Here is a 23,630-nt window from a genome sequence, read left to right on the forward strand (position 1 = left end):
TTTTGAAACCACGGTGATCGCCTGCTCAGTGCTCGTGGGCGGTTTTGGAAGCTCCCGCTTCTTCTATAATCTTCCCTGCAAGGTGATCGGGGACCTCTTCGTAATGGGAGAAGTCCATGCTGAACGTGCCCCTGCCGCTCGTGATCGACCTCAGCTCAGGCGCGTATGTCAGCACCTCGGCCATCGGTATGAGCGCCCTTACAACATGGGTACCGTTTAAGGAGTCCACGCCCGAGACCTTGCCCCTCCTCGAGTTCACGTCCCCAATTACGTCCCCCATGCATTCGTCAGGTATGGATATTTCCATCTTCATTACTGGCTCGAGAATTACGGGTCTGGCTTCTTCCATCGCTTTCCTGAACCCCATGGAGCCCGCTATCTGAAAGGCTATGTCTGAGGAGTCGACCGGGTGGTATTTGCCGTCGAACAGCGTGACCTTGAGGTCGACTACCGGATAGCCGGCTGCGACGCCCTTCTTCATCGCCTCGATCACACCCTTTTCAACCGACGGGATGTAGTTCTTGGGTATCACTCCGCCCACTATGTTGTTGACGAACTCGAAGCCCTTGCCCCGGGGGAGCGCCTCCACCTCGAGCCACGCGTCGCCGTACTGGCCTCGCCCTCCCGTCTGCTTAATGTACTTGCCCTCGGCCTTGGCCTTGCCCTTCACCGTTTCTTTATAAGGGACCCTCGGCTTCTTGAGCTCGACATGGACCCCGTAAATGTCCCGAAGCTTGTTGACTATCACCTCCACGTGGGACTGCCCGGTTCCTGAAAGCAGGAACTCCTTCGTCTCCTCGTCGAGCCTGTAGTGTATGGTCGGGTCTTCTTCCTGTATCCTCGCGAGCGACGGGTTCAGCTTGTCCTCGTCGTTCCTGCTCTTGGGCTCGATCGCGTAGGAGAGCACGGCAGGGGGGAGCTCGACGGGCTCTATCACCATCTGATGAGCTTCGTCGGTGAGCGTATCGCCCGTAGACGCGTCCTTGAGCTTGTTCACGGCAACGATGTCGCCCGCGAGAGCCGGGCTGAACGGGAATTCCTTTTTACCTACGAGCCTGTGGAGGTGCCCGATCTTCTCTTTTATCTTTTTGCTGGAATTGTAGACCGAAGTGTCTCCATTGAGCGACCCCGAGAAAACCCTGAATATCGATATCTTTCCGGCGTAGGGGTCCGAGACCGTTTTGAAAATATATGCCGAGAAGGGTTCTTTTTCGTCGGGCTTTCTTTCGACCTTCCCGCCCGCCGGGTCGAGCCCCTCGATCGTCTTCCTCTCGGACGGGGACGGCAGGTACTTGGTTATGGCGTCGCTCAGCACGTTTATCCCTATCATGTGCGTGGCGGAGCCTATGAGGACGGGGATTACCTTCGCCTCGAGTATCCCCTCGTGGAGCATCCTGATTATCTTTCCCTCGTCGATCGACTCCCCTTCGAGATACTTCTCGAGTAACTCGTCGTCGAGCTCCGCGACCGACTCTATTATTTTTTCCCTCTGGGACCTGGCTGCCTCTTCCATATCGGGAGGGACGGGTATCTCTTCGAATCCCGCGCCGCCTCCGTATTTATAGGCTTTCATTTCGATAACGTCTACGACCCCCTTGAAATCGTGCTGCTGGCCTATCGGGAGTATCAGGGGGAGGAGCTTCACCTTGAGCTCCTTCGATATGCTCCCGAGTGTGGCCTCCAGGCTCGTGTTTTCCTTGTCGAGCTTGTTGATAAAGATTATTTTCGGCAGGCCGCCCGTCATGTCCCAGTACTTCCGTACCTGAACGGCCACGTCGCCGCCTACAGCGCCTACCACTATCACGGCGCCGTCCACTACCTTGAGTGCGCTATCGGCTTCGTATAAGAAGTTTAAAAAACCAGGCGTGTCTATGAGGTTTACGAGGTGGGATTTGGTTTCGAAGAACGCTACGTGGGAATTTATAGACATCCTTCGGTGTTTTTCTTCGGATTCATAATCAAGCACCGAGCCGCCGTCGTCGACTTTTCCGAGCTTGTCGGTGGCTCCGTGCAAATATAAGAGTGATTCGGCTAGAGAAGTTTTACCTGCGCCGTGGGGAGAAACGAGCGCAACGTTCCTTACGCTTTCCCTACCATACTCCTTCATCGAAGATTACCTCCGTAGTCTGTCGTTGACAAAAATTCTCATCAAAGCCCTTTGTCGTCTCCTCTTTGAATAAAATTCCCTAAAGTCGGTCGATTGTATGTGGCGCCCTGGGTCGGATGTCTAGTTCTTGGCGTACTTCTTCCTGAACCTTTCGACGCGGCCCTTGGACTCGGCAGCCCTTTCCTTCCCCGTGTAGAAAGGATGACAGTTGGAGCAGACCTCTACAGTGAAGTCTTCAAACCGCGTGGACCTGGTTTTGTATTGTGCGCCGCAGGAGCAGCTTATGGTGACTTCTTTATATTCCGGATGAATATCCGCTTTCATGGTGATACCTCCTTATGCTTATGCGCGGGCAAATCGTTTTCGATTTATATGGACCCAGATTTATTAATATTAAATTAACATTTATATGCCGGCTGTTCAATAGCTTATAGCAAACAAAAAGGCGGCCGGGGGCCGCCTTTTTGCTGTTTTTGTAATCAGCGATGCACTTTGATATTCTTATTTTTCTGTGAATTCGGCGTCTATGACGTCGTCGCCGTCCTTGCCGCCCTCGCCTTCGCGTCCGGCCTCGCCTTCGGGCGCCTCGCCCGGCCCTTCCTGCCCGGTACCTGCCTCCTGCGCGCCGTCCCCGCTCTGGGCCTGCTGCTTGTACATCAGCTCGGCGAGCTTATGAGAGGCGTGGGTTATCTTCTCCGTAGCGGAATCGATCTCGGAGGCCTCGTTGCCCTTGACTGCCTTTCTTCCCTGCTCGAGGGCGTCTTCGAGCTCCTGCTTGTCGTTTGCCGAGAGCTTGCCTTCGAACTCCTTGAAGCTCTTCTCTGTCCTGTATATTAGCTCGTCGAGCCTGTTCCGCTTTTCCACGAGGTCGTGGCGCTTCTTGTCCTCTTCCGACTTCTCCTCGGCGTCCCTTACCATCCTGTCCACTTCTTCCTTGGAGAGCCCGCTCGAGGCCTCTACCCTGACCTTCTGCTCCTTCTGGGTGGCCAGATCCTTAGCGGATACGTGGAGTATGCCGTCGGCGTCGATGTCGAAAGTCACCTCGACCTGGGGTATTCCCCTTGCGGAAGGGGGAATGCCGTCGAGTATGAACCTGGCGAGCGTCCTGTTGTCGCCGGACATCTGTCTCTCGCCCTGCAGCACGTGGATCTCGACCGAAGTCTGGTTGTCTTCGGCAGTAGTGAACACCTGGCTCTTCTTGGTCGGGATTGTCGTGTTCCTTTCTATGATCCTCGTCATCACGCCGCCCAGAGTCTCGATACCGAGGGAGAGCGGGGTAACGTCGAGCAGCAGCACGTCCCTTACCTCTCCGCCCAGCACAGCGCCCTGTATAGCAGCGCCCATGGCCACGACTTCGTCCGGGTTAATGCCCTTGTGTGGCTCCTTGCCGAAGAAATCGGTGACCACTTTCTGTACGAGCGGTATCCTGGTCGACCCGCCGACGAGAATTACCTCGTCGATGTCGGCCGCCTTGAGACCGGCGTCCTTGAGCGCCTGGCGGCAGGGCTCGAGAGTGCCCTTTATCTTGTCCTCGATCAGCTGCTCGAACTTGGAGCGCGTGATCTTCATGACCAGATGCTTCGGCCCGGTCGCGTCGGCAGTGATGAACGGCAGGTTGATCTCCGTCTCGAGAGTGTTCGATAGCTCGACCTTCGCCTTCTCCGATTCCTGTCTCAGCCTCTGGAGCGCCATCTTGTCGTTCCCGAGGTCGATGCCCGATTCTTTCTTGAATTCGGCGATTATGTAGTCCATTATGAGCCTGTCGAAGTCGTCTCCGCCCAGGTGCGTGTCGCCGTTAGTCGATTTGACCTCTATGACGTTGTCGCCGACCTCCAGTATCGATATGTCGAACGTGCCGCCGCCCAGGTCGTAGACCGCTATAGTCCCCTCGCTCTTTTTGTCGAACCCGTAGGAGAGAGCGGCCGCCGTGGGCTCGTTTATGATCCTCCTGACCTCGAGGCCAGCGATCTTGCCCGCGTCCTTCGTGGCCTGCCTCTGGCTGTCGTTGAAATAGGCGGGAACCGTGATAACGGCCTCTTTTATCTCGCCGCCTACGTAGTCCTCCGCCGCCTTCTTGAGTTTCATCAGGACGTGGGAAGAGATCTGGGGCGGTGAGTACTGTTTCCCCATTACCTCTACCCATGCGTCGTCGTTTTTGGTCTTTACTATTTTATACGGGAGCCTCTTGGCCTCGCCCTCGACCTCCTCAAAGCGCCTGCCCATGAGCCTCTTTACCGAGAATACCGTGTTTTCGGGATTGACTACGGCCTGTCTCTTGGCAGGGCCTCCGACGAGTATGTCGCCGTCCTTCGTAAATGCGACTACAGACGGGGTGATACGCGACCCCTCCTCGTTTATGATTACCTTGGGCTCTCCGCCCTCCACTATAGCCACGACCGAGTTTGTGGTCCCGAGGTCGATCCCGATTATCTTACCGCTTTTCGCCATTTGTATAGCCTCCTCGACTTGTTATCTGTTTTCAGTACCGTGTCAGTTTCCCTGAGTGACCGAAGTTTCGACCTCGCCCCTCAGCTTCTTGAGGGCCTGGACCTCTATCTGCCTTACCCTCTCCTTGGAGATGCCGAGCTCGTCCCCGAGCTCCCTGAGCTTGCCCTGCGGCGTGGACAGGTACCTTCTCTCGATCACGCGCTTTTCGCGCGGAGTCAATTTTTTCAGTCCCTTCTCCAGTCCTTCCCTGGCGAGCTCCGACTGCTCGAGCGTTTCGAGCACTATTTCCTGGTTCGAATTCGCGTCCGAAACCGTGTCCAGATACGTTATCGATTCGTCGTCCTGTAAAGACGTATCGAGGGAAAAGTCCCTCGATGCCATCCTGAACTCCATGTCGATCACGTCTTTATCCTTCACTCCGAAAAGCTCGGCTACCTTCCTGATATCCGATTCCGTCAGCTCGTCGTGCTGGATATTGAGGTCCTTCTTCGCCCTTCCGATCTTATGGAAGAGCTTGCGCTGCGCCTGAGTGGTGCCGATCTTCACATGGCTCCAGAACTTCATTATGTGGTTCTGTATCTTCGCCCTTATCCACCACACGGCGTACGATATTAACCTGTATCCCTTGTACGGGTTGAATTTTTTAACAGCCTTCATCAGCCCTATAGTGCCTTCCTGAACAAGGTCGCTAAGCGGGAACCCGTACGATATATACTCGGACGCTATCTTTATCACGAACCTGAGGTTGGATACAATTAACTTGTTGGCCGCTTCAAGGTCGTTGTCCTCGTAATATCTGACCGCAAGGCTGTATTCTTCTTCTTTGCTTAGAACCGGGTATTTTTCGATTTCCTTAAGAAAAACACCTATCGGCTCCCTGACTGCAACTGCTTTCATCCGTTTCATACCTCCTTTTTGAAAACTAATCATCATCGGGGAAATGTCAAGGGGATGAAATAATGAAAGCTGAAATATATTATTCTAATGAGATTGGGTAGTTAATAAAGATAAATTAACACTGTTCTTGAACATTACAAGGGTCGCGGAGCATACCGGCCGCTAGGACGCACGAAGGGTTTAACCCGCCTGTGCCGCCTCGACGACTTTTTTAGCCGCCTCTCTCATGTCTCCGCCGGTTATGATGTTAAGTCCTGATTGCGACAGCATTTTTCTACCGAGCTCGACGTTCGTCCCTTCGAGCCTGACTACGAGCGGGACGTCGATGCCTACTTCTTTTGCCGCGGTGATTATGCCTTCGGCTATAGTGTCGCATTTCATTATGCCGCCGAATATGTTTACGAAGATGGCCTTCACGTTGGGGTCGCTCAGTATCATCTTGAAGGCCTGGGTGACCTGCTCTGTGTTGGCCCCGCCGCCTACGTCGAGGAAGTTGGCCGGCTCCCCGCCGTGGTGCTTTATTATGTCCATCGTCGACATCGCGAGCCCCGCCCCGTTCACGAGGCAGCCGATGTTGCCGTCCAGCTTCACGTAGCTTATGCCCCACTTCTTGGCTTCGAGCTCCGTCGGGTCTTCTTCTGAGGGGTCGTGGAGCTTTTCAATGTCCGGATGCCTGAAGAGCGCGTTGTCGTCGAAGTTCATCTTCGCGTCGAGCGCGAGCACGTCCCCGCTCTTGGTCAGTATGAGGGGGTTTATCTCCGCGAGCGAGCAGTCCTTTTCGGTGAAGAGCTGGTAGAGCCCCGATATGAATTTCACCGCTTTATTTACCGTCTTGCCCTCGAGACCGAGGAAATATGCTATTTTTCTGCACTGATATGGCAAGAGGCCGACTGTGGGGTTTACGTACTCCCTCGTTATTTTCGAGGGGTGCTTCCTCGCCACCTCTTCTATCTCCATGCCGCCCTCCCGGCTCGCCATTATGACTATCTGCTCCCTCGACCTGTCTATCACCATGCCGAGGTAGAGCTCTTTCTCTATCTCCGAGGCCTCTTCGACTAGCACCTTCTGTACGAGCTTCCCTTCGGGCCCCGTCTGATGGGTCACGAGTATCATGCCGAGTATCTCTGAGGCTATCTGTTTTACCTCTTCGAGCGTCGAGGCGAGCTTGACTCCCCCGCCCTTCCCCCTTCCTCCTGCGTGTATCTGAGCCTTTACCACGAACCTGTCCACATTGAGGTCTTTCGCAATCTGATGCGCCTCGTCATCCCGGAAAGCGACCTTCCCCGTGGGCGTTGCCACGCCGTACTGTGAAAGGAGCTCCTTCGACTGATACTCATGGATATTCAATTTAAATCCTCCTCGGAGAAACTGCGGTTATTGTTTGGGGCTGCCCTTCGACCTGCCGAAAAGCCACTGGAGCGGGTCGAAATACGTGTCGGCCACCCTTTCCTTAAGCGGAATAATGGCGTTGTCCGTAATGTGTATGTGCTCGGGGCAGACCTCGGTGCAGCATTTCGTTATGTTGCAGTATCCGAGTCCCGCCTGGCCCCTCAGGAATTCCTTCCTGTCGAGCGTATCGAGGGGATGCATTTCGAGCTCGGCCATTTTTATGAACATGCGCGGCCCGAAGAATTCGTTCTTCTTGTCGTGGTTCCGGAGTATATGGCAGACGTCCTGGCAGAGGAAGCACTCGATGCATTTACGGAACTCCTGGCCTCTCTCGACGTCTTCCTGGTACATTACCCATTTCGTGTCCTTTGCCGGAGTGAACGGGGGTATCATTTTTCTGACCTTGTAGTTCCAGGACACGTCCGTCACGAGGTCCTTTATGATCGGGAATGTCTTGACCGGGTATACCGTTACGGGCTTGTCGAGCGGGAGCGAATCGAGCCTTGTCTTGCACGTGAGCTTCGGCATGCCGTTTATCTCGGCGCTGCACGAGCCGCACTTGGCGGCCTTGCAGTTCCACCTCACCGCCAGGTCCCCGTCGTAATTCGCCTGTATGAAATGGATGGCGTCGAGGACGACCATCCCTTCTTCGAGCGGCACTTCGTATTCCCTTTCCTTGCCCCCGTTAGAGTCGCCCCTGTAGACCCGCATTTTAACGACAGCCATTTATTTGTGACCTCCCTCTACGATCTTCCTCAGCTCCTCGGGCATTTGAGGAAGCGGGGATGTTCCTATTTTCATTGTACCGTTGTCTTTGGATATTACCGAGTTCACCGTCCCCCACTTTTCGTTATCGTAATTAGGGAAGTCCACCCTGCTGTGCGCGCCCCGGCTCTCTTCTCTCTGGTGAGCGGATTTCGCAATGGCCTCGGAGACGATGAGCATAGATTTCAGGTCCTTGCAAAGGTGCCAGCCCGGGTTGTACATTCGTGAGCCTTCGATCCTCAGCTGTGAGGCCCTGTCCTTGAGCACCTGTAATTCTTCGAGTCCGTCTTCCAGTTTTTCCTTCGTTCTGAATACGCCCACATAAGAGCTCATGGCTTCCTGGAGGGCCTGATGCACGGTGTAGGGGTTCTCCCCTTCCGCGTTCTCGAACGGCTTCAGCATCTCCTGAGAGGCTTTTTCGAGATCGACGTCGTCTATCTTGAGAGTGTTGTCGCGGAGCTCGTTCGCGTACTGAGCCGCGCCGAGACCTGCCCTCCTTCCGAATACGAGGAGGTCGGAGAGCGAGTTCCCGCCCAGCCTGTTCGCGCCGTGCATGCCTCCCGCCACTTCACCCGCGGCGAATAATCCGGGCACCGTGCTCCCCGCAGTGTCGGCGTCGACGCGGACACCGCCCATCATATAGTGTGTGGTCGGGAACACTTCCATAGGCTCTTTAGTTATGTCTATCTCAGCGAACTCCATGAACTGGTGGTACATGCTCGGGAGCTTCTTCTTGACGTATTCGGCTCCCCGGTGAGAGATGTCGAGGTAAGCTCCCCCGTGGGGTGTGCCGCGTCCTTCCTGGACCTCGATGTAAATGGACCTCGCGACGACGTCTCTCGTCGAGAGCTCCATCCTCTGCGGGTCGTATTTTTCCATGAACCTTTCGCCGTTCCTGTTTGTGAGCAGGCCGCCCTCGCCCCTTACCGCCTCAGTGACGAGCAGCCCCTTCACGCTCGGGGGCCATACCATTCCGGTCGGGTGGAACTGTACGAACTCCATGTCTATGAGCTCGGCCCCGGCGTCATAGGCAAGAGCGTGTCCGTCGCCCGTGTATTCCCAGGAGTTGGAAGTGACTTTGTATGACTTTCCTATCCCCCCTGTGGCGAGAATTACGGCTTTGGTCTTGAACAATACGAACCTGCCGCTCTCCCTCCAGTAGCCGAAGGCCCCGGATATCCTTTCACCGTCCTTTAATAAATGAGTAATCGTGCATTCCATGTACACGTCCATTCCGGAGTGTATGCCCCTGTCCTGTAGCGTGCGTATCATCTCGAGCCCGGTCCTGTCGCCTACGTGGGCGAGCCTCTTCCACGTGTGGCCGCCGAAGGCCCTCTGCATGATTTTGCCGTCCTTTGTCCTGTCGAAGAGCGCACCCCAGTGCTCGAGCTCCCTCACGCGCTCAGGGGCTTCCTGCGCGTGGAGCTGTGCCATGCGCCAGTTGTTGAGCATCTTTCCGCCGTGCATCGTGTCGTGGAAATGGACCTTCCAGTCGTCCTGCGCGTCGACGTTCGCGAGCGCAGCCGCGACGCCTCCCTCCGCCATGACCGTGTGGGCCTTGCCCAGGAGAGATTTGCAGACGAGGCCTACCGAGGCCCCCTGAGCCGATGCTTCTATCGCCGCCCTGAGACCCGCGCCTCCCGCGCCGATCACGATGACGTCGTGCGTATGTGTTTCGTACTTCTCCATTTAGATTAACCTCACGTCTGTGATAACGCCCCTTGCGAGAAGGAATACATAGAGGTCGGCAAGCGCGACGCCGAAGAGGCTCACCCATGCCCACAGCATGTGGTGCTCGTTAAGCGCGGTCGCCTTACCCCATAGCATGAACCGTGTGGGGCATTTCGAGAATACATCGAGATTGCCGCCTATGAGATGGCGGAACGAATGGCATGAAAGAGAATAGAGCGTGAGCAGCGCGGCGTTCGCGAAAAGTACCAGCGTGCCAACTCCCACGCCGAAGCCGTCTTCGAACTTGAGCGCCTTGAATGCGTCAACCCAGAGGAAAAAGAGCACTACGCCTGCCGCATAGAAGAAATAGCGGTGTATGTTCTGGAGTATGAACGGGAACTTCGTCTCCCCGCAGTAAGAGCCTTCCTTCGCGACAGGTTTCACTGCGCAGGCGGGTGGAGAGAGGAAGAACGACCTGTAATAGGCCTTCCTGTAGTAGTAGCAGGTCGCCCTGAACCCGAGCGGCGCCCACAGTATGAGGAGCGCCGGCGAGAACGGCCACCAGGAAGCGAGTATGTAGGGTGAATAAAAAGGGGAAAGGTACGGCCCGTAAATGAAGTCCGCGTTTGAGAACGCGCGCCATGTGGAATAGACGCCGAATGCGCCGAGCACGGCCGCAGTCACGAGGGGAGCGACCCACCATGCGTCACGCCTCAGCGTGATTGCGCTCTCTCCGGTTCCGTTTGCCATCTCGTACCTCCCTAACTTATCTCAGTACTTGTATTTTAGTGTCACGGGCTAGCAATATGCTTTAAGGAAAAATCGGCCTGTAATATTATATGACCGCCCGGAGCTAGTCAAGCCGAAAGACGCTCCGGGCGCGCCGCTTTGTCCCTTATTTTGCTGTCTTATCTATATGATCGCAGAGCTCTTTTACGTGGCTTGCCGAGACCTTGAGCTCTTCGGATTCTTTTTCCGTGAGCTTTATCTCGAATATCTTCTCGACGCCCTTTCTCCCGAGGATTACAGGCAGGCCGACGAATATGTTGTCGATGCCGTACTCACCCTCTGCCAGCACGCAGCATGGGAGTATCTTCTTCTTGTCCTTGAGGATAGCCTCGACCATCTCGACCGCGGACACAGCCGGGGCGTAGAATGCGCTCCCCGTCTTGAGAAGAGCGACGATCTCACCTCCGCCTCCCCTTGTCCTCTTGATTATGGATTCTATCCTGTCGGCGGGGATGAGCTCCGTGATAGGCACGCCGGCCACAGTGGTGCACCTCGCGAGCGGCACCATGTCGTCGCCGTGTCCGCCGAGCACGAACGCCTCTATGTTCTCGACCGACACGCCGAGCTCCATTCCGATGAACGCCCTGAACCTGGCCGAGTCGAGCACGCCGGCCATCCCCATCACGCGCTCCTTGGGGAATTTGCTGACCTTGTGGGCGACGTAAACCATAGCGTCGAGGGGGTTGGTCACGAGGATCAGTATCGCGTCGGGCGACCTCTTGGCTACGTTCTCGGTCACCTGTTTCACTATTTCCGTGTTCGTGGCTATGAGGTCGTCCCTGCTCATTCCGGGCTTTCGCGGAATGCCCGAAGTTATGACGACCACGTCCGAATTAGCCGTCTCTTCGTAACCGTTGGTACCCGTGATGTTGACGTCGAGGCCGTAAACCGGGTTCATCTCCATCATGTCGAGCGCCTTGCCCTGCGGCATGCCCTCTACTATGTCGACAAGCACTACGTCTCCGATCTCTAACTGTGACAGCATCATCGCCGTCGTGGCGCCGACGTTGCCCGCGCCTATTACTGAAATTTTCGGTCTGCTCATCTTGAATGCTCCTTCACTGTTTCTTTATTGTTGTTTATTTCCTTTTGTTTTGTTGCCTGCCGGATATTAGCGAATATTACACGATCCTAAACCGGAACCCTGTCCATATTGGCCGCTATGGTCTCTCCGAACTCCGAGCACTTGAGGAGCTTCGCGCCCTCAAGCTGCCGCTCGAGGTCGTATGTCACGGTCTTGTCGAGAATCGTGAGCTCCATCGCCTTTACTATAAGGTCGGCCGCTTCGTTCCATCCCAGGTACTCGAACATCATCACGCCCGAGAGTATGAGCGAGCCGGGGTTTACCTTGTCCTGCCCCGCGTATTTCGGCGCTGTGCCGTGTGTCGCCTCGAAGAGAGCAAGGTAGTCGCCTATGTTGCCTCCGGGGGCCATCCCGAGCCCTCCTACCTGCGCCGCGCACGCGTCGGACAGGTAATCGCCGTTCAGGTTCGCCGTCGCTATGACGTGGTATTCCCGCGTCCTCGTGAGTATCTGCTGAAGCATGTTGTCCGCGATCCTGTCGTTTATCACTACCGTCCCGCCTGGTCTCCTGCCGCTGTACTTGTCCCAGAGGTCGTCTTCCGTAATCACTTTATCGGGGAATTCTTCCTTCGCGAGCTCGTATCCCCAGTCCCTGAAAGCGCCTTCCGTGAACTTCATGATATTCCCTTTGTGGACTATGGTGACGCTCTCCTTCCCCTTCTCGATCGCGTGTCTGAGCGCCTTCCTCACGAGCCTCTTCGTCCCGAAGGGGCTTATGGGCTTTATGCCTATGCCGGAGCCCTCCCTGATGTTGACGCCGTACTTTTCTACGAGATAATTTCTGATTTCTATAGCTTCCTTGGACCCGCTCTGCCACTCTATGCCCGAATATACGTCTTCCGTGTTCTCCCTGAATATGATCATGTCCATATCCTCGGGTCTCTTTATGGGGGAAGGCGTGCCTTTTATGTACTTGACGGGACGCACGCAGGCGTATAGATCGAGCAGCTGCCTGAGAGCGACGTTCAGGCTCCTTATCCCTCCGCCTATAGGGGTCGTGAGGGGGCCTTTTATGGACACTATGTATTCCCTGAGGTCTTCGAGAGTTTCCTCGGGCAGCCATTCGCCTTTGAGATTGAACGCTTTCTCGCCGGTGAGCACCTCGCGCCATACTACCTTCCTCTTGCCCTTGTAAGCCTTCTCGACTGCGGCGTCGAAAACTATCTGCGATGCCCTCCATATATCGGGCCCCGTGCCGTCTCCTTCGATGAAAGGGATGATAGGTTTGTCGGGGACTATTAGAGATTCATTCTTTTTGTCTATTTTAATTTTCTGTCCCGCGCTCGGTTTTGAGGATGACATCGTGAGAACTCCTGTTAAAAAATTTGGACTGAAATATAAATAATAAACGCCGGAAATTCAAATATTTGAAGCGTCTCGGGCGTCGTCCCGCCCGTCCCCGCATTCGGGCGCACTTATAGGCATACGGTATAAACGAGAGCACCGTACGCCTGCCCGGTCGGACGGATTATTGCTTCATCATCTGTCTCAATACCGTTTGCAGTATTCCGCCGTTTTTATAATATTCGACCTCTATTGGGCTGTCCAGACGGCAGGTTACGTTAAACGTAAAATTATCCCCTTCCTTCCGCGTGACCCTGACGGGGATGTCTTTCCCGTGTTTCAGGTCATCTGTAATACCTTCGATGTCGTACGTTTCGTACCCGGTGAGCCCGTATGCGGCCGCGTTCTCCCCGTCCTTGAACTGGAGCGGAAGGACGCCCATGCCTACGAGGTTGCTCCTGTGTATCCTTTCGAAGCTCTCCGCGATGACCGCCTTTACGCCGAGGAGCACCGTGCCCTTGGCGGCCCAGTCGCGCGAGCTTCCCGTGCCGTACTCCTTCCCGCCTATGACTATGAGCGGCGTCCCTTCGGCCTGGTATTTCATCGACGCGTCGAAAATGGACATCTGCTCGCCCGAGGGGACGTGCCTGGTCACGCCTCCTTCGACGCCCGGCAGCATGAGGTTCTTGATTCTGATATTCGCGAATGTTCCGCGTATCATGACCTCGTGGTTCCCTCTCCGGGACCCGAAGCTGTTAAAGTCCCTGGGCTCGACGCCGCGGGCTACGAGGTATTTTCCGGCGGGGCCGTCTTTCGGTATGGATCCTGCTGGCGAGATGTGGTCGGTCGTTATGGAATCACCAAGCAGCGCGAGCGCGTAAGCACCCTTTATGTCCATTGCGCCCGGAACTTCGAGAGAGAATTCCTCGAAGAACGTCGGGTTCTGTATGTATGTGGATTTCTTGTCCCACTTGTAGAGGTTCCCCTCGGGGACGTCGAGAGTCTTCCAGGTCTCGTCGCCTTCGAAGACCTGGGAGTACTGAGCCCGGAAGAGCTCGGGGTTGAGCACCTTGTTCACCGTATCGCTTATCTCTTTCTGCGAGGGCCAGATGTCCTTCAGAAATACGGGCTTCCCGTCCTTGCCCGTGCCTATGGGCTCCTTGTAAACGTCTATGTCAACCGTGCCCGCGAGCGCGAAAGCGACCACGAGGGGGGGCGAGGCGAGGTATGCGAATTTAACCAGCGGATGCACTCTGCCCTCGAAGTTCCTGTTCCCGCTCAGCACCGCGGCGCACGTGAGGTCGTTCGCTTTAATAGCTTCCTCGACGGGCGCAGGCAGGGGGCCGCTGTTGCCGATGCAAGTCGTGCAGCCGTACCCGACTAAGTCGAAGCCGAGCTTGTCGAGGTGCTTCGTGAGTTGGGCGGCGTCGAGATAATCCGTGACCACCCTCGAGCCGGGCGCGAGGCTCGTCTTGACGGAAGGCCTCACTGCGAGCCCCTTTTCCACGGCCTTCTTCGCGACGAGTCCTGAAGCCACCATGACCGACGGGTTCGAGGTGTTCGTGCAGCTCGTAATGGCGGCTATCGCGACAGAGCCGTTCCCTATCTCGTCTTTTCTTCCGTCTATGTCGATCGCGACTTTTTTATTGAGGTCCTTGCCGTCGCCTGTCTTGGTCTTGAGCACTTTTTCGTAAGATTCCTTGAGCGTCCTGAGGGAGACCCTGTCCTGAGGCCGGCTCGGCCCCGCCATCGACGGCTCGACCGTGGAGATATCGAGCTCGAGCGTGTCCGTGTAAACGGGGTCGGGCGTGGCGTCCGTCCTGAATAGTCCCTGCTCTTTCGTATAGGCCTCTACGAGCTCTACGAGCTTCCTGTCCCTCCCGGTGATCTTCAGATAACGGAGCGTCTCCTCGTCGACGGGAAAGAACCCCATCGTAGCGCCGTATTCGGGCGCCATGTTCGCTATCGTGGCCTTGTCGGACAGCGCGAGCTGGCTTAGACCCGTCCCGTAGAACTCGACGAACTTTCCGACTACTCCCTTTTTCCTCAGCATCTCCGTCACGGTGAGCACGAGGTCGGTCGCGGTGACTCCTTCCGAGAGCTGGCCGTAGAGCTTGAACCCGATCACTTCAGGGACGAGCATGTAGAGCGGCTGGCCCAGCATGCAGGCCTCGGCCTCTATTCCGCCCACTCCCCAGCCGAGCACGCTCAGGCCGTTAATCATGGTCGTATGCGAATCCGTTCCCACGAGGGTGTCGGGGTAGGCGACCGTCTTGCCGTTTATCCTGCCCGAAGAGACTACGCTCGCAAGACACTCGAGGTTCACCTGGTGGACTATGCCCGTGCCCGGTGGGACGACCCTGAAATTGTCGAACGCCTTCTGCGCCCATCTTAAAAATGCGTACCTCTCGCCGTTACGCTCGTATTCGCGCTCAACGTTCAATTTGAAGGCCTTGTCGTTCGCGAAGTAATCGACCTGCACGGAATGGTCGATGACGAGGTCTACAGGGACTATGGGGTTTATCTTGTCGGGGTTGCCTCCGAGCCTGTTGACTACAGTCCTCATGGCCGCGAGGTCTACGACGCACGGGACGCCCGTGAAGTCCTGGAGTATCACGCGGGCAGGACAGTAGGGTATCTCGTCCGCGTTAAGTCCCTCGGGGCTCCATCCGGCGAGGGCCCGTACGTGGTTGTCGTTTATCACGCTCCCGTCGTAATTCCTGACGACGTTTTCAAGAAGAATCTTTATCGATACCGGCAGGCGGGAAATATCCTTCCCGAGTGACTTTTCTATGGATTTTAAAGAATAATAATCGACTTCGCCCGCGCTCGTTTTAAGCGTAGAAAGGGCTTTCAGCTTATTGTTGATCTCGCTCATTCTATTCTCCTTAGCTTGCTGGTTAAGCGGAAGGTTTACCCTAACATTCTACAGTTGAATCGGTACAAATCAAGCGTAAGCGGACCTTGAATCCTCGCGGATTCATGCGAAGCGGCGCTGCCGCCGGCGCGGGGTTTTATTGAATGATGCCTATGGTGTTATAAACGGAGTCCGCGGGGAGAATATTCATCGACGGCGCAGTGTCCGGGGCGTTCGCTTAGGCGTCAGCCGACCTTTCTGAATATGAGCGAGGCGTTTGTACCCCCGAAGCCGAACGAGTTGCTGAGCGCCGTTTTTATCTCGGCTTTCCTCGCCTCGTTGGGCACGTAGTCGAGGTCGCATTCGGGGTCGGGGAATTCGTAGTTTATCGTCGGCGGGAGTATGCCCTGATCGAGCGCGAGCACCGTGAAAGCGGCTTCGACCGCGCCTGCCGCGCCCAGCAGGTGTCCCGTCATCGACTTGGTCGAGCTCACGGGAATCTTGTAAGCTCTCCGGCCGAAGACCTGCTTTATGGCGTTCGTTTCGTTCGAGTCGTTGAGCGGAGTCGATGTCCCGTGCGCGTTTATGTACTCGATTTCGTCCGGGTTCACTCCACCGTCCTTGAGCGCCGCGAGCATGCACCTTTCGGGCCCGTCGAGCGACGGCGCAGTTATGTGGCTCGCGTCGCTGCTCATGCCGTAGCCGACTATCTCGGCGTAGATTTTTGCGCCCCTTTTCTTGGCGAATTCCAGCTCCTCCAGTATCAGCATCCCCGAGCCTTCGCCGATTATGAAGCCGTCCCTCTCCTTGTCGAACGGCCGGGAGGCGCGCTCAGGCGCGTCGTTCCGCGTGGACAGCGCGCGCATTGCGTTAAACCCCGCGAACGTGAGCGGGATGCAGGGGGCTTCCGTGCCGCCCGCGAACATGACGTCCGCCTCGCCGTTCCTTATCGCCATGGCCGCGTAGCCTATCGCGTGGGCGCTCGCGGCGCATGCGGTCGTAGTGCAGCAGTTGGGGCCCTTGGCGTTGAAGAATATGGATACGTACCCGGCGGCCATGTTGTTGATGATATTGGTGATGAAAAACGGGGAGAGGCGTCCCGGGCCTTTTTCGGCCATCGTGAGCACTGTGTTGACGTATGTCTCCATTCCCCCGATCCCGGAGCCGATAATGGTGCCCGCGCGTGGAGAGAGCTCATCCGTGATCTCGAGCCCCGCGTCCTCGATCGCGAGCTTCGCGGACGCGACGGCATACTGGATGAACGCGTCCGTCTTGCGCGCTTCTTTCGGGTTCATGAAGAGCTCCGGGTCGAACCCGTGTATCTCTGCCGCGATCTGCGTCTTGTGCTCGGACGGGTCGAATTTCGAAATCCTTCTTACGCCCGGCCGCCCGGCGCACACAGCGTCCCAGGTCTCCTTATTCCCGATTCCGAGAGGTGTTACGAGCCCTACGCCCGTAACCGCTACCCTTCTTTTCATTACTTTTTACGCTCCAGTATGAAGTTTACCGCATCCTGAACCGTTATGATGGACTCCGCGTCCTCGTCGGATATCTCGAGACCGAACTCGTCTTCCATCGACATGATAAGCTCTACCAGATCGAGGGAGTCTGCTCCCAGGTCTTCGATGAACGAAGATTCGGGTGTGATCTCGTCCTCGGTCTTACCCAGCTGACCCGCCACCATCTCCTTCACTTTCGCGAGTATTTCCTTGTCCTGAGCCATTTTAAATACCTCCTTTGATATTAAGTATAAATTCCGCCGTTTACCCTTATTACTTCACCTGTGATATAGGAAGCCTCTTCAGAAGCGAGGAACGCTACAACGCCGGCGATGTCTTCGGGCGATCCGTACCTGCCCATAGGTATCTTCTCTATGTACTGTTTCTTTATATCTTCCGGGAGATTGTTGTTGATGTCCGTCTCTATGAAACCGGGGCTTATGGCGTTTACCGTCACGGCCCGGGGCGCCATCTCCCTCGCGGCCGCCTTCGTAAAACCTATTATGCCCGCCTTCGAGGCTGCGTAGTTCGTCTGGCCGGCGTTCCCCATCTCTCCCACGACCGATGTTAAATTTATTATCCTCCCCCACCTCTGCTTCATCATCGTGCGCGCGACGGCCTTGGTGCAGTTAAACACCCCGTCGAGGTTGATGGAGATCACCTTGTCCCAATCTTCTTTGTCCATCCTCACCAAAAGCGTGTCCTGGACGACACCCGCGTTATTTATGAGTATGTGTATCGCGCCATGCTCCTCGATAATTTCTTCGATCTTCTTCTGTACTGTATCGTAATCGGAAACGTCGAACCCCGATAGGGCGCCCTTCCCTCCCGCTTTCTCTATCTCGGCGACCACGTCCTTAGCCGCTGGTTCGTTTTGAGCAAAATTAACGACCACGAACGCTCCTTCTGCCGCGAGCCTTATCGCCACGGCCCTTCCGATCCCTCTCGAACCCCCTGTCACGAGCGCTACCTTTTTACCTGATTCAGCCATTTTTGAGTGACTCCAGTTGTGACTTGTTTTCGAGATTGCCTACCTCGACATTGGGGAGCGTCCTCTTTATAAGGCCCGCGAGCACGTTCTTGGGGCCTATTTCGATGAACCTCCCGACCCCCGCTCTCCCGAGGGTCTCGACCGATTCGTACCATCTGACCGGACTCGTGACCTGCCGTACGAGCAATTCCCTCGTCCTCGACGAATCACTGTTTAAAGCTGCGTCGCAGTTAGTCACGATCGGCACGCTCATCTCCCCGAATTCGATCCCCTCCAATACCTCAGCAAGCCTCTCGGCCGCGGGCTTCATGAGTATGCAGTGGAAGGGAGCGCTCACGTCGAGCGGGACCACGCGCTTTGCTCCTTTCAGCTTCGCCTGCTCCGAGGCCTGAATGACCGCGTCCCTGCTCCCGGAGATCACTGTCTGGCCGGGCGCGTTCAGGTTAGCCGGGCTCGCGACCCGCGAATCGCCGGACACCATATTGCATATATCCTCGACGGCTCCGATCTCGAGTCCGAGGACGGCCGACATGGCGCCTTCGCCCACCGGTACAGCTTCCTGCATGAACTCCCCCCTTTTTCTTACCACAAAAACGGCATCTTTGAAAGCCATCGAGCCGTTCGCAACGAGCGCCGAATACTCCCCCAGGCTGTGGCCGGCCACGAAATCGGGCCTGAGACCTGACTCCGACTCCAGCACCCTGAGCGCCGCAGTAGAGGCGGTCAGGATCGCGGGCTGCGCGTTGGCCGTGAGAGACAGCTCGCCCGCATCTCCTTCGAAGCAAAGCCCCGCCATGTCGAAGCCGAGCACGTCGCTCGCCTCTTCGAAGGCCTTTCTCGCCGCGCCGAACTCTTCATAAAGCTCCTTGCACATCCCCACGTACTGGGAACCCTGGCCTGGGAACACGAAAGCAATCATCTGTTAGATCCTTAAGCGAACGGGGAAAGCCTTATGAAACCTCTTCCTGCTTTTCCTTTATGTATGTCTTTCCCTTGTAGAACCCGCAGCCGGGGCACGCCCTGTGTGGGGGCTTGTGCTCCCCGCAGTTCTGGCAGACGGAAAGTCCGGGATTCGCAACCTTATAGTGGGTTCTGTTTTTCCTGGACCTTGACCTGGAATGTTTTCTTTTCGGAAGTCCCATTTTTCATTCTCCCTTTGTCTTCTTCATAATTTATATCTTCAGTTTTTTGAGCGCCGCGAACCTGGGGTCCTCCCAATCCTTTTCGCAATCGCACGTCTCTTTGTTCAGATTCGTCCCGCATCTAGGGCAGAGGCCCTTGCAGTCCTCGCTGCAAACCACCTTAACCGGCAGCGAAACGGCTATCAGCCCCCTCAGGTAATCGTCGAGGTCCACTTCGTCGCCCCTGTATGTCTCATGATCGACGTCATCGACGTCTATCACCTTGTCGGCGGGAGAGAGGAGGAGCCTTATATCGGGTCTTATTTCGAGCCTGACCGTCTCCAGGCACCTCGAGCACGGGACCTCTATGGAAAAAGAGAGGTTTCCGAGCACGGTTACTTCCCTGAGCGCCTTCGTTACCACGAGGTCGACGTCAATATCCGACGCGAGCCTCATTCCCTCTTCGCCCGACTTCAGCTCGGGTATGTTATCAAGCCATCCGGGACTCATGTGCGTGTGTATGTGGAGTCCCTCGTCCCTGATGTCCGATAAACTGATCTTCATCGCCCCGACTCTTTGTCAAATATCGATTATGAAATAACGGGTTTAAATAATAATACAAGATGAGAGGTTTGCAAGTAAAAAGGAAATGCGGCGGTATCTCAGGCGAGGTGGCAGGAGACGAAGTGTCCCCCTCCGGCGTCCCTGAGCTCGGGGACTACCGTGCTGCACTTTTCGACAGCAATAGGGCAGCGGGGATGGAAACTGCAGCCTGACGGGGGGTTTATGGGGCTCGGCACGTCGCCCTTGAGCACTGTCATTTTTCTTTGCTTGTCTGGGTCGGGCACCGGGACCGATGAAATCAGTATGCGCGTATACGGGTGGAGGGGGTTCCGGTAGAGCTCTCCGCTCGGGGCGGACTCCACCACCTTCCCCAGGTACATTACGGCCACCCTGTCGCTTATGTGTCTCACGACGCGGAGGTCGTGGGATATGAAGAGGTAGGTGAGCCTGAATTTCTCCTGGAGCTCCATGAAGAGGTTTATTATCTGGGCCTGCACCGAGACGTCTAATGCCGATATAGGCTCGTCGCATACGACGAACTCGGGGTTTAGCGCAAGGGCCCTCGCTATGGCGATCCTCTGCCTCTGTCCCCCGCTGAATTCGTGGGGATACCGGGAGAGGGCGTCTTCCCGGAGTCCCACTGTCCGCAGCAGCTCGCGCACAATGCCCTTTCTCTCTGCCGGCGAGGAGATATCGTGTATCACGAGCCCTTCGGAGACTATGCTCTCGACCTTCATTCTCGGGTTGAGCGAGCCGTAGGGGTCCTGGAATACGATCTGCATTTTTTTCCTGTACGGGCGCATCCGGGACGGGCCGAGCCCGGTCAGGTTTTTGTCCCTGAAGAATATTTCGCCGCCAGTAGGCTCGAGGAGCTTTATTATGGTCTTGCCGAGAGTCGTTTTCCCGCAGCCGCTCTCCCCGACGAGACCTACGGTCTCGCCTTCGGATATGGTCAGGTCGACGCCGTCTACGGCCTTTACGAAATTCGTGATCCTCGAGAGTATCCCTGTTCCTACCGGGAAATATTTTTTGAGACGTTCTATTCTGACGAGCTCTTTAAGCGGCATACGTGTCCTATATCCTCACATCGTCCGCCCGCCAGCACGCGGACCGGTGCCCGGACGCGTGCTCCGCGAGAGGGGGCTCATCTCTCCTGCATTTATCTATAACGAGCGGGCACCTGTCCTGGAACCTGCATCCGGGCGGGAAGCTCCCGGGGCTCGGCACGACGCCTGGTATGGCGTCGAGCTTCTCCTTGCTCTCTCTCATGTCGGGGATGGAGTTTAGGAGCCCGACCGTGTAGGGGTGCTTCGGGTTCTTGAAGAGCTCCCTCGTCACGGCGTGCTCTACCACCTTGCCCGCGTACATCACATAAACGGTATCCGCTACCTCGGCGATTATGCCGAGGTCGTGCGTGATGAGCAGCACCGCCATGCCCATCTTTGCCCTGAGCTCGTTTATGAGCTCGAGTATGCCCGCCTGTATCGTGACGTCGAGCGCAGTCGTGGGCTCGTCCGCTATCAGCACCTCCGGATTGCAGGCGAGAGCCATGGCTATCATCACCCTCTGCGACATCCCGCCTGAAAGCTCGTGGGGGTAGTTCTTTATCCTCTTCTCCGGAGCCGGTATGCCTACCAGCCTGAGAAGCTCTATGACCCTTTCTTTCTCTTCCTTCTTCGAGATCCTTAGGTGCGTCCTCAGCGCTTCCCCTATCTGGTCGCCTACGGTGAAGACGGGGTTGAGCGAGCTTATGGGCTCCTGGAATATCATGGATATCCTGTTCCCGCGGAGCGCCCGCATGTCCCGGTCGCTCGAGTGGAGTATGTCGGCCCCGTCGAAGATAATCTCGCCCCCTTCTATCCTGCCCGGGGGCTCCGGGATGAGGCGCATTACGGAGAGCGCGGTAACGGTCTTCCCGCACCCGCTCTCGCCTACGACCCCCACTATCTTGCCCTGGGGTATGGAAAGAGAAACGCCGCTTACGACCTCTACCCTCCTCCCTTCGGACGAGAACGAAACAGTCAGGTCTTTTATCTCGAGCGCCGTTTCCATTATATATCCTCTCTCCTTCTCACGCGGCTCACGGTCATCCGCCCCCCGTGAACTTGGGGTCTATGGAGTTCCTGAACCCTTCGCCCAGGAGGTTGAACGCCGTCACAGTCAAAAATATAGCCGCGCCGGGGAATAGGACAAGCCACCAGGCGAAATCGACGTAACGCTGCGACTGCGAAAGCACGTCCCCCCAGCTCGGGTCGGGAGGAGGCACCCCGAAGCCGAGGAAGCTCAACCCCGACTCTACCAGTATCGCGCCTGCGATCCCGAAAGTCGAGTCGACGAGCACGGGGGCGAGACCGTTGGGGAGCATGTGCTTCATCATGACCCTGAAGTCGTTGCCGCCTAACGCGACCGCGGCCTCGACGTATTCGAACTTCCGGAGCTTGAGGAACTCCCCCCTGATGAGGCGCGCGACGCCGGTCCAGCTCGTAGCGCCTATCACTATCATTATGTTATATATGCTCGGGTCCCTGAAGGCGAGTATCGTCAGTATGAGGAAGAAGACCGGGAACGTCATCATCACCTCGAATAGGCGCGATACTATAAAATCTGTCGTCCCTCCGTAATACCCCGCTATGCCGCCGAGTATTATGCCTATCACCGCTGATATACCCACGGCGATGAACCCTATCGAGAGCGAGATCCTAGCCCCGTATATCATCCGCGCGAGCACGTCCCTGCCCCTGTCGTCCGTGCCGAAGAGGTGCTCGCCCGAGGGAGGGTTAAGTATCTCGAGCAGGTTGTTCTCGGTGGGGCTGTATCTCACGGGCGGGAATATAGCGAAGTCTCCCGGAGCGAGATTCTTGCCCAACTCCTTGAAATCGGTCCCGAAGAACTCGGGATAGCGGAAGAGGACAGGGAAATAGTAATTCCCCTCGTATTTGAGGACTATGGGCTTGTTGCCCGCGAGGAAGCTCTCGAATACCGCTACGAACAGGAGGAGAAGTATCACGACGAGGGCGGAGAAGGCCAGCCTGTCCTTTTTGAATTTCCTCCACACACTCCCCCAGTATCCGACGCTCGTTTTCTCCGTCACCTTCTGCCCCCGAAGCTTATCCTGGGGTCTACGAGCACGTAGACTAGGTCCGATATCAGTATCCCTATGAGTGTGAGGAACGCCGATATAGTAGCTATAGCCATTATCATCGGGTAATCGCGGGCGAGCACCGACTCGAACCCGAGCTGGCCTATCCCCGGTATTGAGAATATCGTCTCTATGATGACGCTCCCGCCTATCATCGCGGGGAGTATTCCGGCGAGTATGGTTATTATAGGTATGAGCGCGTTTCTCAGCGCATGCTTGAGTATGACCTTATGCCTGGGAAGGCCCTTGGCCGAGGCCGTCCTCACGTAATCTTCCCTGAGCACCTCGAGGAGGCTCCCCTTCTGGAACCTCGAAAGGTAGGCGAGGCTCCCGTAAGTGAGGCAGAACACGGGAAGGACTATGTGCCAGAGGAAATTGACCGCCTTCTCGGGGAAGGGATAATTCTCCGCACCCGGCGAGAGTATCCCGTAAACGGGGAAGACGTTCCAGTACTCCCCCCCGCCGAGAAAGAAAATAAGTATCATCGCCATCCAGAAGCTGGGTATGGAATAGAGGATGAAAAGAAGGAACGTGCTCGCCCTTTCGCCGGCCGTCCCGTGCCTGACGGCCGCGTAAACCCCTATGGGTATGGCAGTCAGATATATGAGGACTATCGATATAAAGTTGAGCGTGATAGTGATGGGGAGACGCTCCGCTATTTTATCTATGACGGGGCGGTGGTCTTTATACGACCGTCCGAAGTCGAGAGTGGCTATCTGCTTTAACCATATCCAGTATCTTACGTATATGGGCTTGTCGAGTCCGTAGAGCCTCTTCGTCTCCTCGACTATCTCCTTCGTAATAGCCTCCGACTTTATGCCTTCTTCCAGCTGGAGCTTCCTCTCGACGGGGTTCCCGGGGGCGAGCTGGATAATGAAGAACGTGATTATCGTTATCCCGAGGAGCGTGGGTATGAGCAGTACGAGTCGCTTGATTATATAGTCTCTCATGTCCGGGCCAATCGGAATTATATGCGGTTATAGGGGAAATATTAAGCGCGGCTATAAAATGCCGTCCTCTATGCCC

At 56.2% G+C, this 23,630-nt stretch carries 21 protein-coding genes; all 21 read right to left on the reverse strand.

Features of this window, described 5'->3' with window-relative positions:
- Nucleotides 1–25: 25 nt before the first annotated feature.
- A complete protein-coding gene (gene fusA, locus AB1598_02300; protein ID MEW6143827.1) occupies nt 26–2,107 on the reverse strand; it encodes an elongation factor G in 2,082 nt (693 codons plus the stop codon).
- A gap of 120 nt (nt 2,108–2,227) precedes the next feature.
- Nucleotides 2,228–2,431 carry a 50S ribosomal protein L31 gene (gene rpmE, locus AB1598_02305; protein ID MEW6143828.1) on the reverse strand — a complete coding sequence of 68 codons (204 nt, stop codon included), beginning with the start codon at nt 2,429–2,431 and terminating at the stop codon, nt 2,228–2,230.
- Nucleotides 2,432–2,608: 177 nt separating this feature from the next.
- On the reverse strand, nt 2,609–4,555 hold the full coding sequence (dnaK, locus tag AB1598_02310; GenBank protein MEW6143829.1) for a molecular chaperone DnaK: 1,947 nt from the start codon (nt 4,553–4,555) through the stop codon (nt 2,609–2,611).
- A 42-nt stretch (nt 4,556–4,597) separates the two neighbouring features.
- Nucleotides 4,598–5,452, reverse strand: a complete 855-nt coding sequence (locus AB1598_02315) for an RNA polymerase factor sigma-32 (GenBank protein ID MEW6143830.1) — start codon at nt 5,450–5,452, stop codon at nt 4,598–4,600.
- Nucleotides 5,453–5,632: 180 nt separating this feature from the next.
- A complete protein-coding gene (gene sucC / locus AB1598_02320; GenBank protein MEW6143831.1) occupies nt 5,633–6,799 on the reverse strand; it encodes an ADP-forming succinate--CoA ligase subunit beta in 1,167 nt (388 codons plus the stop codon).
- A gap of 27 nt (nt 6,800–6,826) precedes the next feature.
- Nucleotides 6,827–7,567 (reverse strand): succinate dehydrogenase/fumarate reductase iron-sulfur subunit, encoded by a 741-nt coding sequence (locus tag AB1598_02325; protein ID MEW6143832.1) that lies wholly within the window; start codon nt 7,565–7,567, stop codon nt 6,827–6,829.
- Nucleotides 7,568–9,295, reverse strand: a complete 1,728-nt coding sequence (locus AB1598_02330) for an FAD-binding protein (GenBank protein ID MEW6143833.1) — start codon at nt 9,293–9,295, stop codon at nt 7,568–7,570.
- Entirely contained in the window at nt 9,296–10,027 is a 732-nt protein-coding gene (locus AB1598_02335) for a succinate dehydrogenase (GenBank protein ID MEW6143834.1), read from the reverse strand.
- A 145-nt stretch (nt 10,028–10,172) separates the two neighbouring features.
- Nucleotides 10,173–11,111, reverse strand: a complete 939-nt coding sequence (gene mdh / locus AB1598_02340) for a malate dehydrogenase (protein MEW6143835.1) — start codon at nt 11,109–11,111, stop codon at nt 10,173–10,175.
- An 86-nt stretch (nt 11,112–11,197) separates the two neighbouring features.
- The gene (icd, locus tag AB1598_02345) at nt 11,198–12,451 is read right to left on the reverse strand and encodes an isocitrate dehydrogenase (NADP(+)) (GenBank protein MEW6143836.1); all 1,254 of its coding nucleotides are present in this window, start codon (nt 12,449–12,451) and stop codon (nt 11,198–11,200) included.
- 166 nt (nt 12,452–12,617) lie between these two features.
- The gene (acnA, locus tag AB1598_02350; GenBank protein MEW6143837.1) at nt 12,618–15,311 is read right to left on the reverse strand and encodes an aconitate hydratase AcnA; all 2,694 of its coding nucleotides are present in this window, start codon (nt 15,309–15,311) and stop codon (nt 12,618–12,620) included.
- A 224-nt stretch (nt 15,312–15,535) separates the two neighbouring features.
- Nucleotides 15,536–16,768, reverse strand: a complete 1,233-nt coding sequence (gene fabF / locus AB1598_02355) for a beta-ketoacyl-ACP synthase II (GenBank protein ID MEW6143838.1) — start codon at nt 16,766–16,768, stop codon at nt 15,536–15,538.
- Nucleotides 16,768–17,013 carry an acyl carrier protein gene (acpP, locus tag AB1598_02360; protein MEW6143839.1) on the reverse strand — a complete coding sequence of 82 codons (246 nt, stop codon included), beginning with the start codon at nt 17,011–17,013 and terminating at the stop codon, nt 16,768–16,770. Before acpP ends, fabF begins: the two co-directional genes overlap by 1 nt.
- Before the next feature lie 20 nt (nt 17,014–17,033).
- On the reverse strand, nt 17,034–17,780 hold the full coding sequence (gene fabG / locus AB1598_02365; protein MEW6143840.1) for a 3-oxoacyl-[acyl-carrier-protein] reductase: 747 nt from the start codon (nt 17,778–17,780) through the stop codon (nt 17,034–17,036).
- Nucleotides 17,773–18,699, reverse strand: coding sequence for an ACP S-malonyltransferase (fabD, locus tag AB1598_02370; protein ID MEW6143841.1), 927 nt, complete (start codon nt 18,697–18,699; stop codon nt 17,773–17,775). The genes fabG and fabD overlap by 8 nt, the downstream gene beginning before the upstream one ends.
- Nucleotides 18,700–18,730: 31 nt before the next feature.
- On the reverse strand, nt 18,731–18,922 hold the full coding sequence (gene rpmF / locus AB1598_02375; GenBank protein MEW6143842.1) for a 50S ribosomal protein L32: 192 nt from the start codon (nt 18,920–18,922) through the stop codon (nt 18,731–18,733).
- Nucleotides 18,923–18,952: 30 nt separating this feature from the next.
- Nucleotides 18,953–19,465 carry a DUF177 domain-containing protein gene (locus AB1598_02380; protein ID MEW6143843.1) on the reverse strand — a complete coding sequence of 171 codons (513 nt, stop codon included), beginning with the start codon at nt 19,463–19,465 and terminating at the stop codon, nt 18,953–18,955.
- A 98-nt stretch (nt 19,466–19,563) separates the two neighbouring features.
- Complete coding sequence (locus AB1598_02385) at nt 19,564–20,532, reverse strand: oligopeptide/dipeptide ABC transporter ATP-binding protein (GenBank protein MEW6143844.1); 969 nt, start codon at nt 20,530–20,532, stop codon at nt 19,564–19,566.
- A gap of 7 nt (nt 20,533–20,539) precedes the next feature.
- Nucleotides 20,540–21,517, reverse strand: a complete 978-nt coding sequence (locus AB1598_02390; GenBank protein MEW6143845.1) for an ABC transporter ATP-binding protein — start codon at nt 21,515–21,517, stop codon at nt 20,540–20,542.
- 34 nt (nt 21,518–21,551) lie between these two features.
- On the reverse strand, nt 21,552–22,556 hold the full coding sequence (locus tag AB1598_02395; protein ID MEW6143846.1) for an ABC transporter permease: 1,005 nt from the start codon (nt 22,554–22,556) through the stop codon (nt 21,552–21,554).
- Nucleotides 22,553–23,554 carry an ABC transporter permease gene (locus AB1598_02400; GenBank protein MEW6143847.1) on the reverse strand — a complete coding sequence of 334 codons (1,002 nt, stop codon included), beginning with the start codon at nt 23,552–23,554 and terminating at the stop codon, nt 22,553–22,555. Before AB1598_02400 ends, AB1598_02395 begins: the two co-directional genes overlap by 4 nt.
- Nucleotides 23,555–23,630 lie beyond the last annotated feature (76 nt).

The organism is Thermodesulfobacteriota bacterium, assembly GCA_040754335.1.
In the GTDB taxonomy this organism is placed as follows: domain Bacteria; phylum Desulfobacterota_D; class UBA1144; order Nemesobacterales; family UBA2774; genus 2-12-FULL-53-21.

Coding starts and splice junctions, on each gene's coding strand:
- fusA (MEW6143827.1), bottom strand. CDS start 2,107: ATGAAGGAGTATGGTAGGGAAAGCGTAAGGAACGTTGCGCTCGTTTCT.
- rpmE (MEW6143828.1), bottom strand. CDS start 2,431: ATGAAAGCGGATATTCATCCGGAATATAAAGAAGTCACCATAAGCTGC.
- dnaK (MEW6143829.1), bottom strand. CDS start 4,555: ATGGCGAAAAGCGGTAAGATAATCGGGATCGACCTCGGGACCACAAAC.
- AB1598_02315 (MEW6143830.1), bottom strand. CDS start 5,452: ATGAAAGCAGTTGCAGTCAGGGAGCCGATAGGTGTTTTTCTTAAGGAA.
- AB1598_02325 (MEW6143832.1), bottom strand. CDS start 7,567: ATGGCTGTCGTTAAAATGCGGGTCTACAGGGGCGACTCTAACGGGGGC.
- AB1598_02330 (MEW6143833.1), bottom strand. CDS start 9,295: ATGGAGAAGTACGAAACACATACGCACGACGTCATCGTGATCGGCGCG.
- AB1598_02335 (MEW6143834.1), bottom strand. CDS start 10,027: ATGGCAAACGGAACCGGAGAGAGCGCAATCACGCTGAGGCGTGACGCA.
- mdh (MEW6143835.1), bottom strand. CDS start 11,111: ATGAGCAGACCGAAAATTTCAGTAATAGGCGCGGGCAACGTCGGCGCC.
- icd (MEW6143836.1), bottom strand. CDS start 12,451: ATGTCATCCTCAAAACCGAGCGCGGGACAGAAAATTAAAATAGACAAA.
- acnA (MEW6143837.1), bottom strand. CDS start 15,311: ATGAGCGAGATCAACAATAAGCTGAAAGCCCTTTCTACGCTTAAAACG.
- fabF (MEW6143838.1), bottom strand. CDS start 16,768: ATGAAAAGAAGGGTAGCGGTTACGGGCGTAGGGCTCGTAACACCTCTC.
- acpP (MEW6143839.1), bottom strand. CDS start 17,013: ATGGCTCAGGACAAGGAAATACTCGCGAAAGTGAAGGAGATGGTGGCG.
- fabG (MEW6143840.1), bottom strand. CDS start 17,780: ATGGCTGAATCAGGTAAAAAGGTAGCGCTCGTGACAGGGGGTTCGAGA.
- fabD (MEW6143841.1), bottom strand. CDS start 18,699: ATGATTGCTTTCGTGTTCCCAGGCCAGGGTTCCCAGTACGTGGGGATG.
- rpmF (MEW6143842.1), bottom strand. CDS start 18,922: ATGGGACTTCCGAAAAGAAAACATTCCAGGTCAAGGTCCAGGAAAAAC.
- AB1598_02380 (MEW6143843.1), bottom strand. CDS start 19,465: ATGAAGATCAGTTTATCGGACATCAGGGACGAGGGACTCCACATACAC.
- AB1598_02385 (MEW6143844.1), bottom strand. CDS start 20,532: ATGCCGCTTAAAGAGCTCGTCAGAATAGAACGTCTCAAAAAATATTTC.
- AB1598_02390 (MEW6143845.1), bottom strand. CDS start 21,517: ATGGAAACGGCGCTCGAGATAAAAGACCTGACTGTTTCGTTCTCGTCC.
- AB1598_02400 (MEW6143847.1), bottom strand. CDS start 23,554: ATGAGAGACTATATAATCAAGCGACTCGTACTGCTCATACCCACGCTC.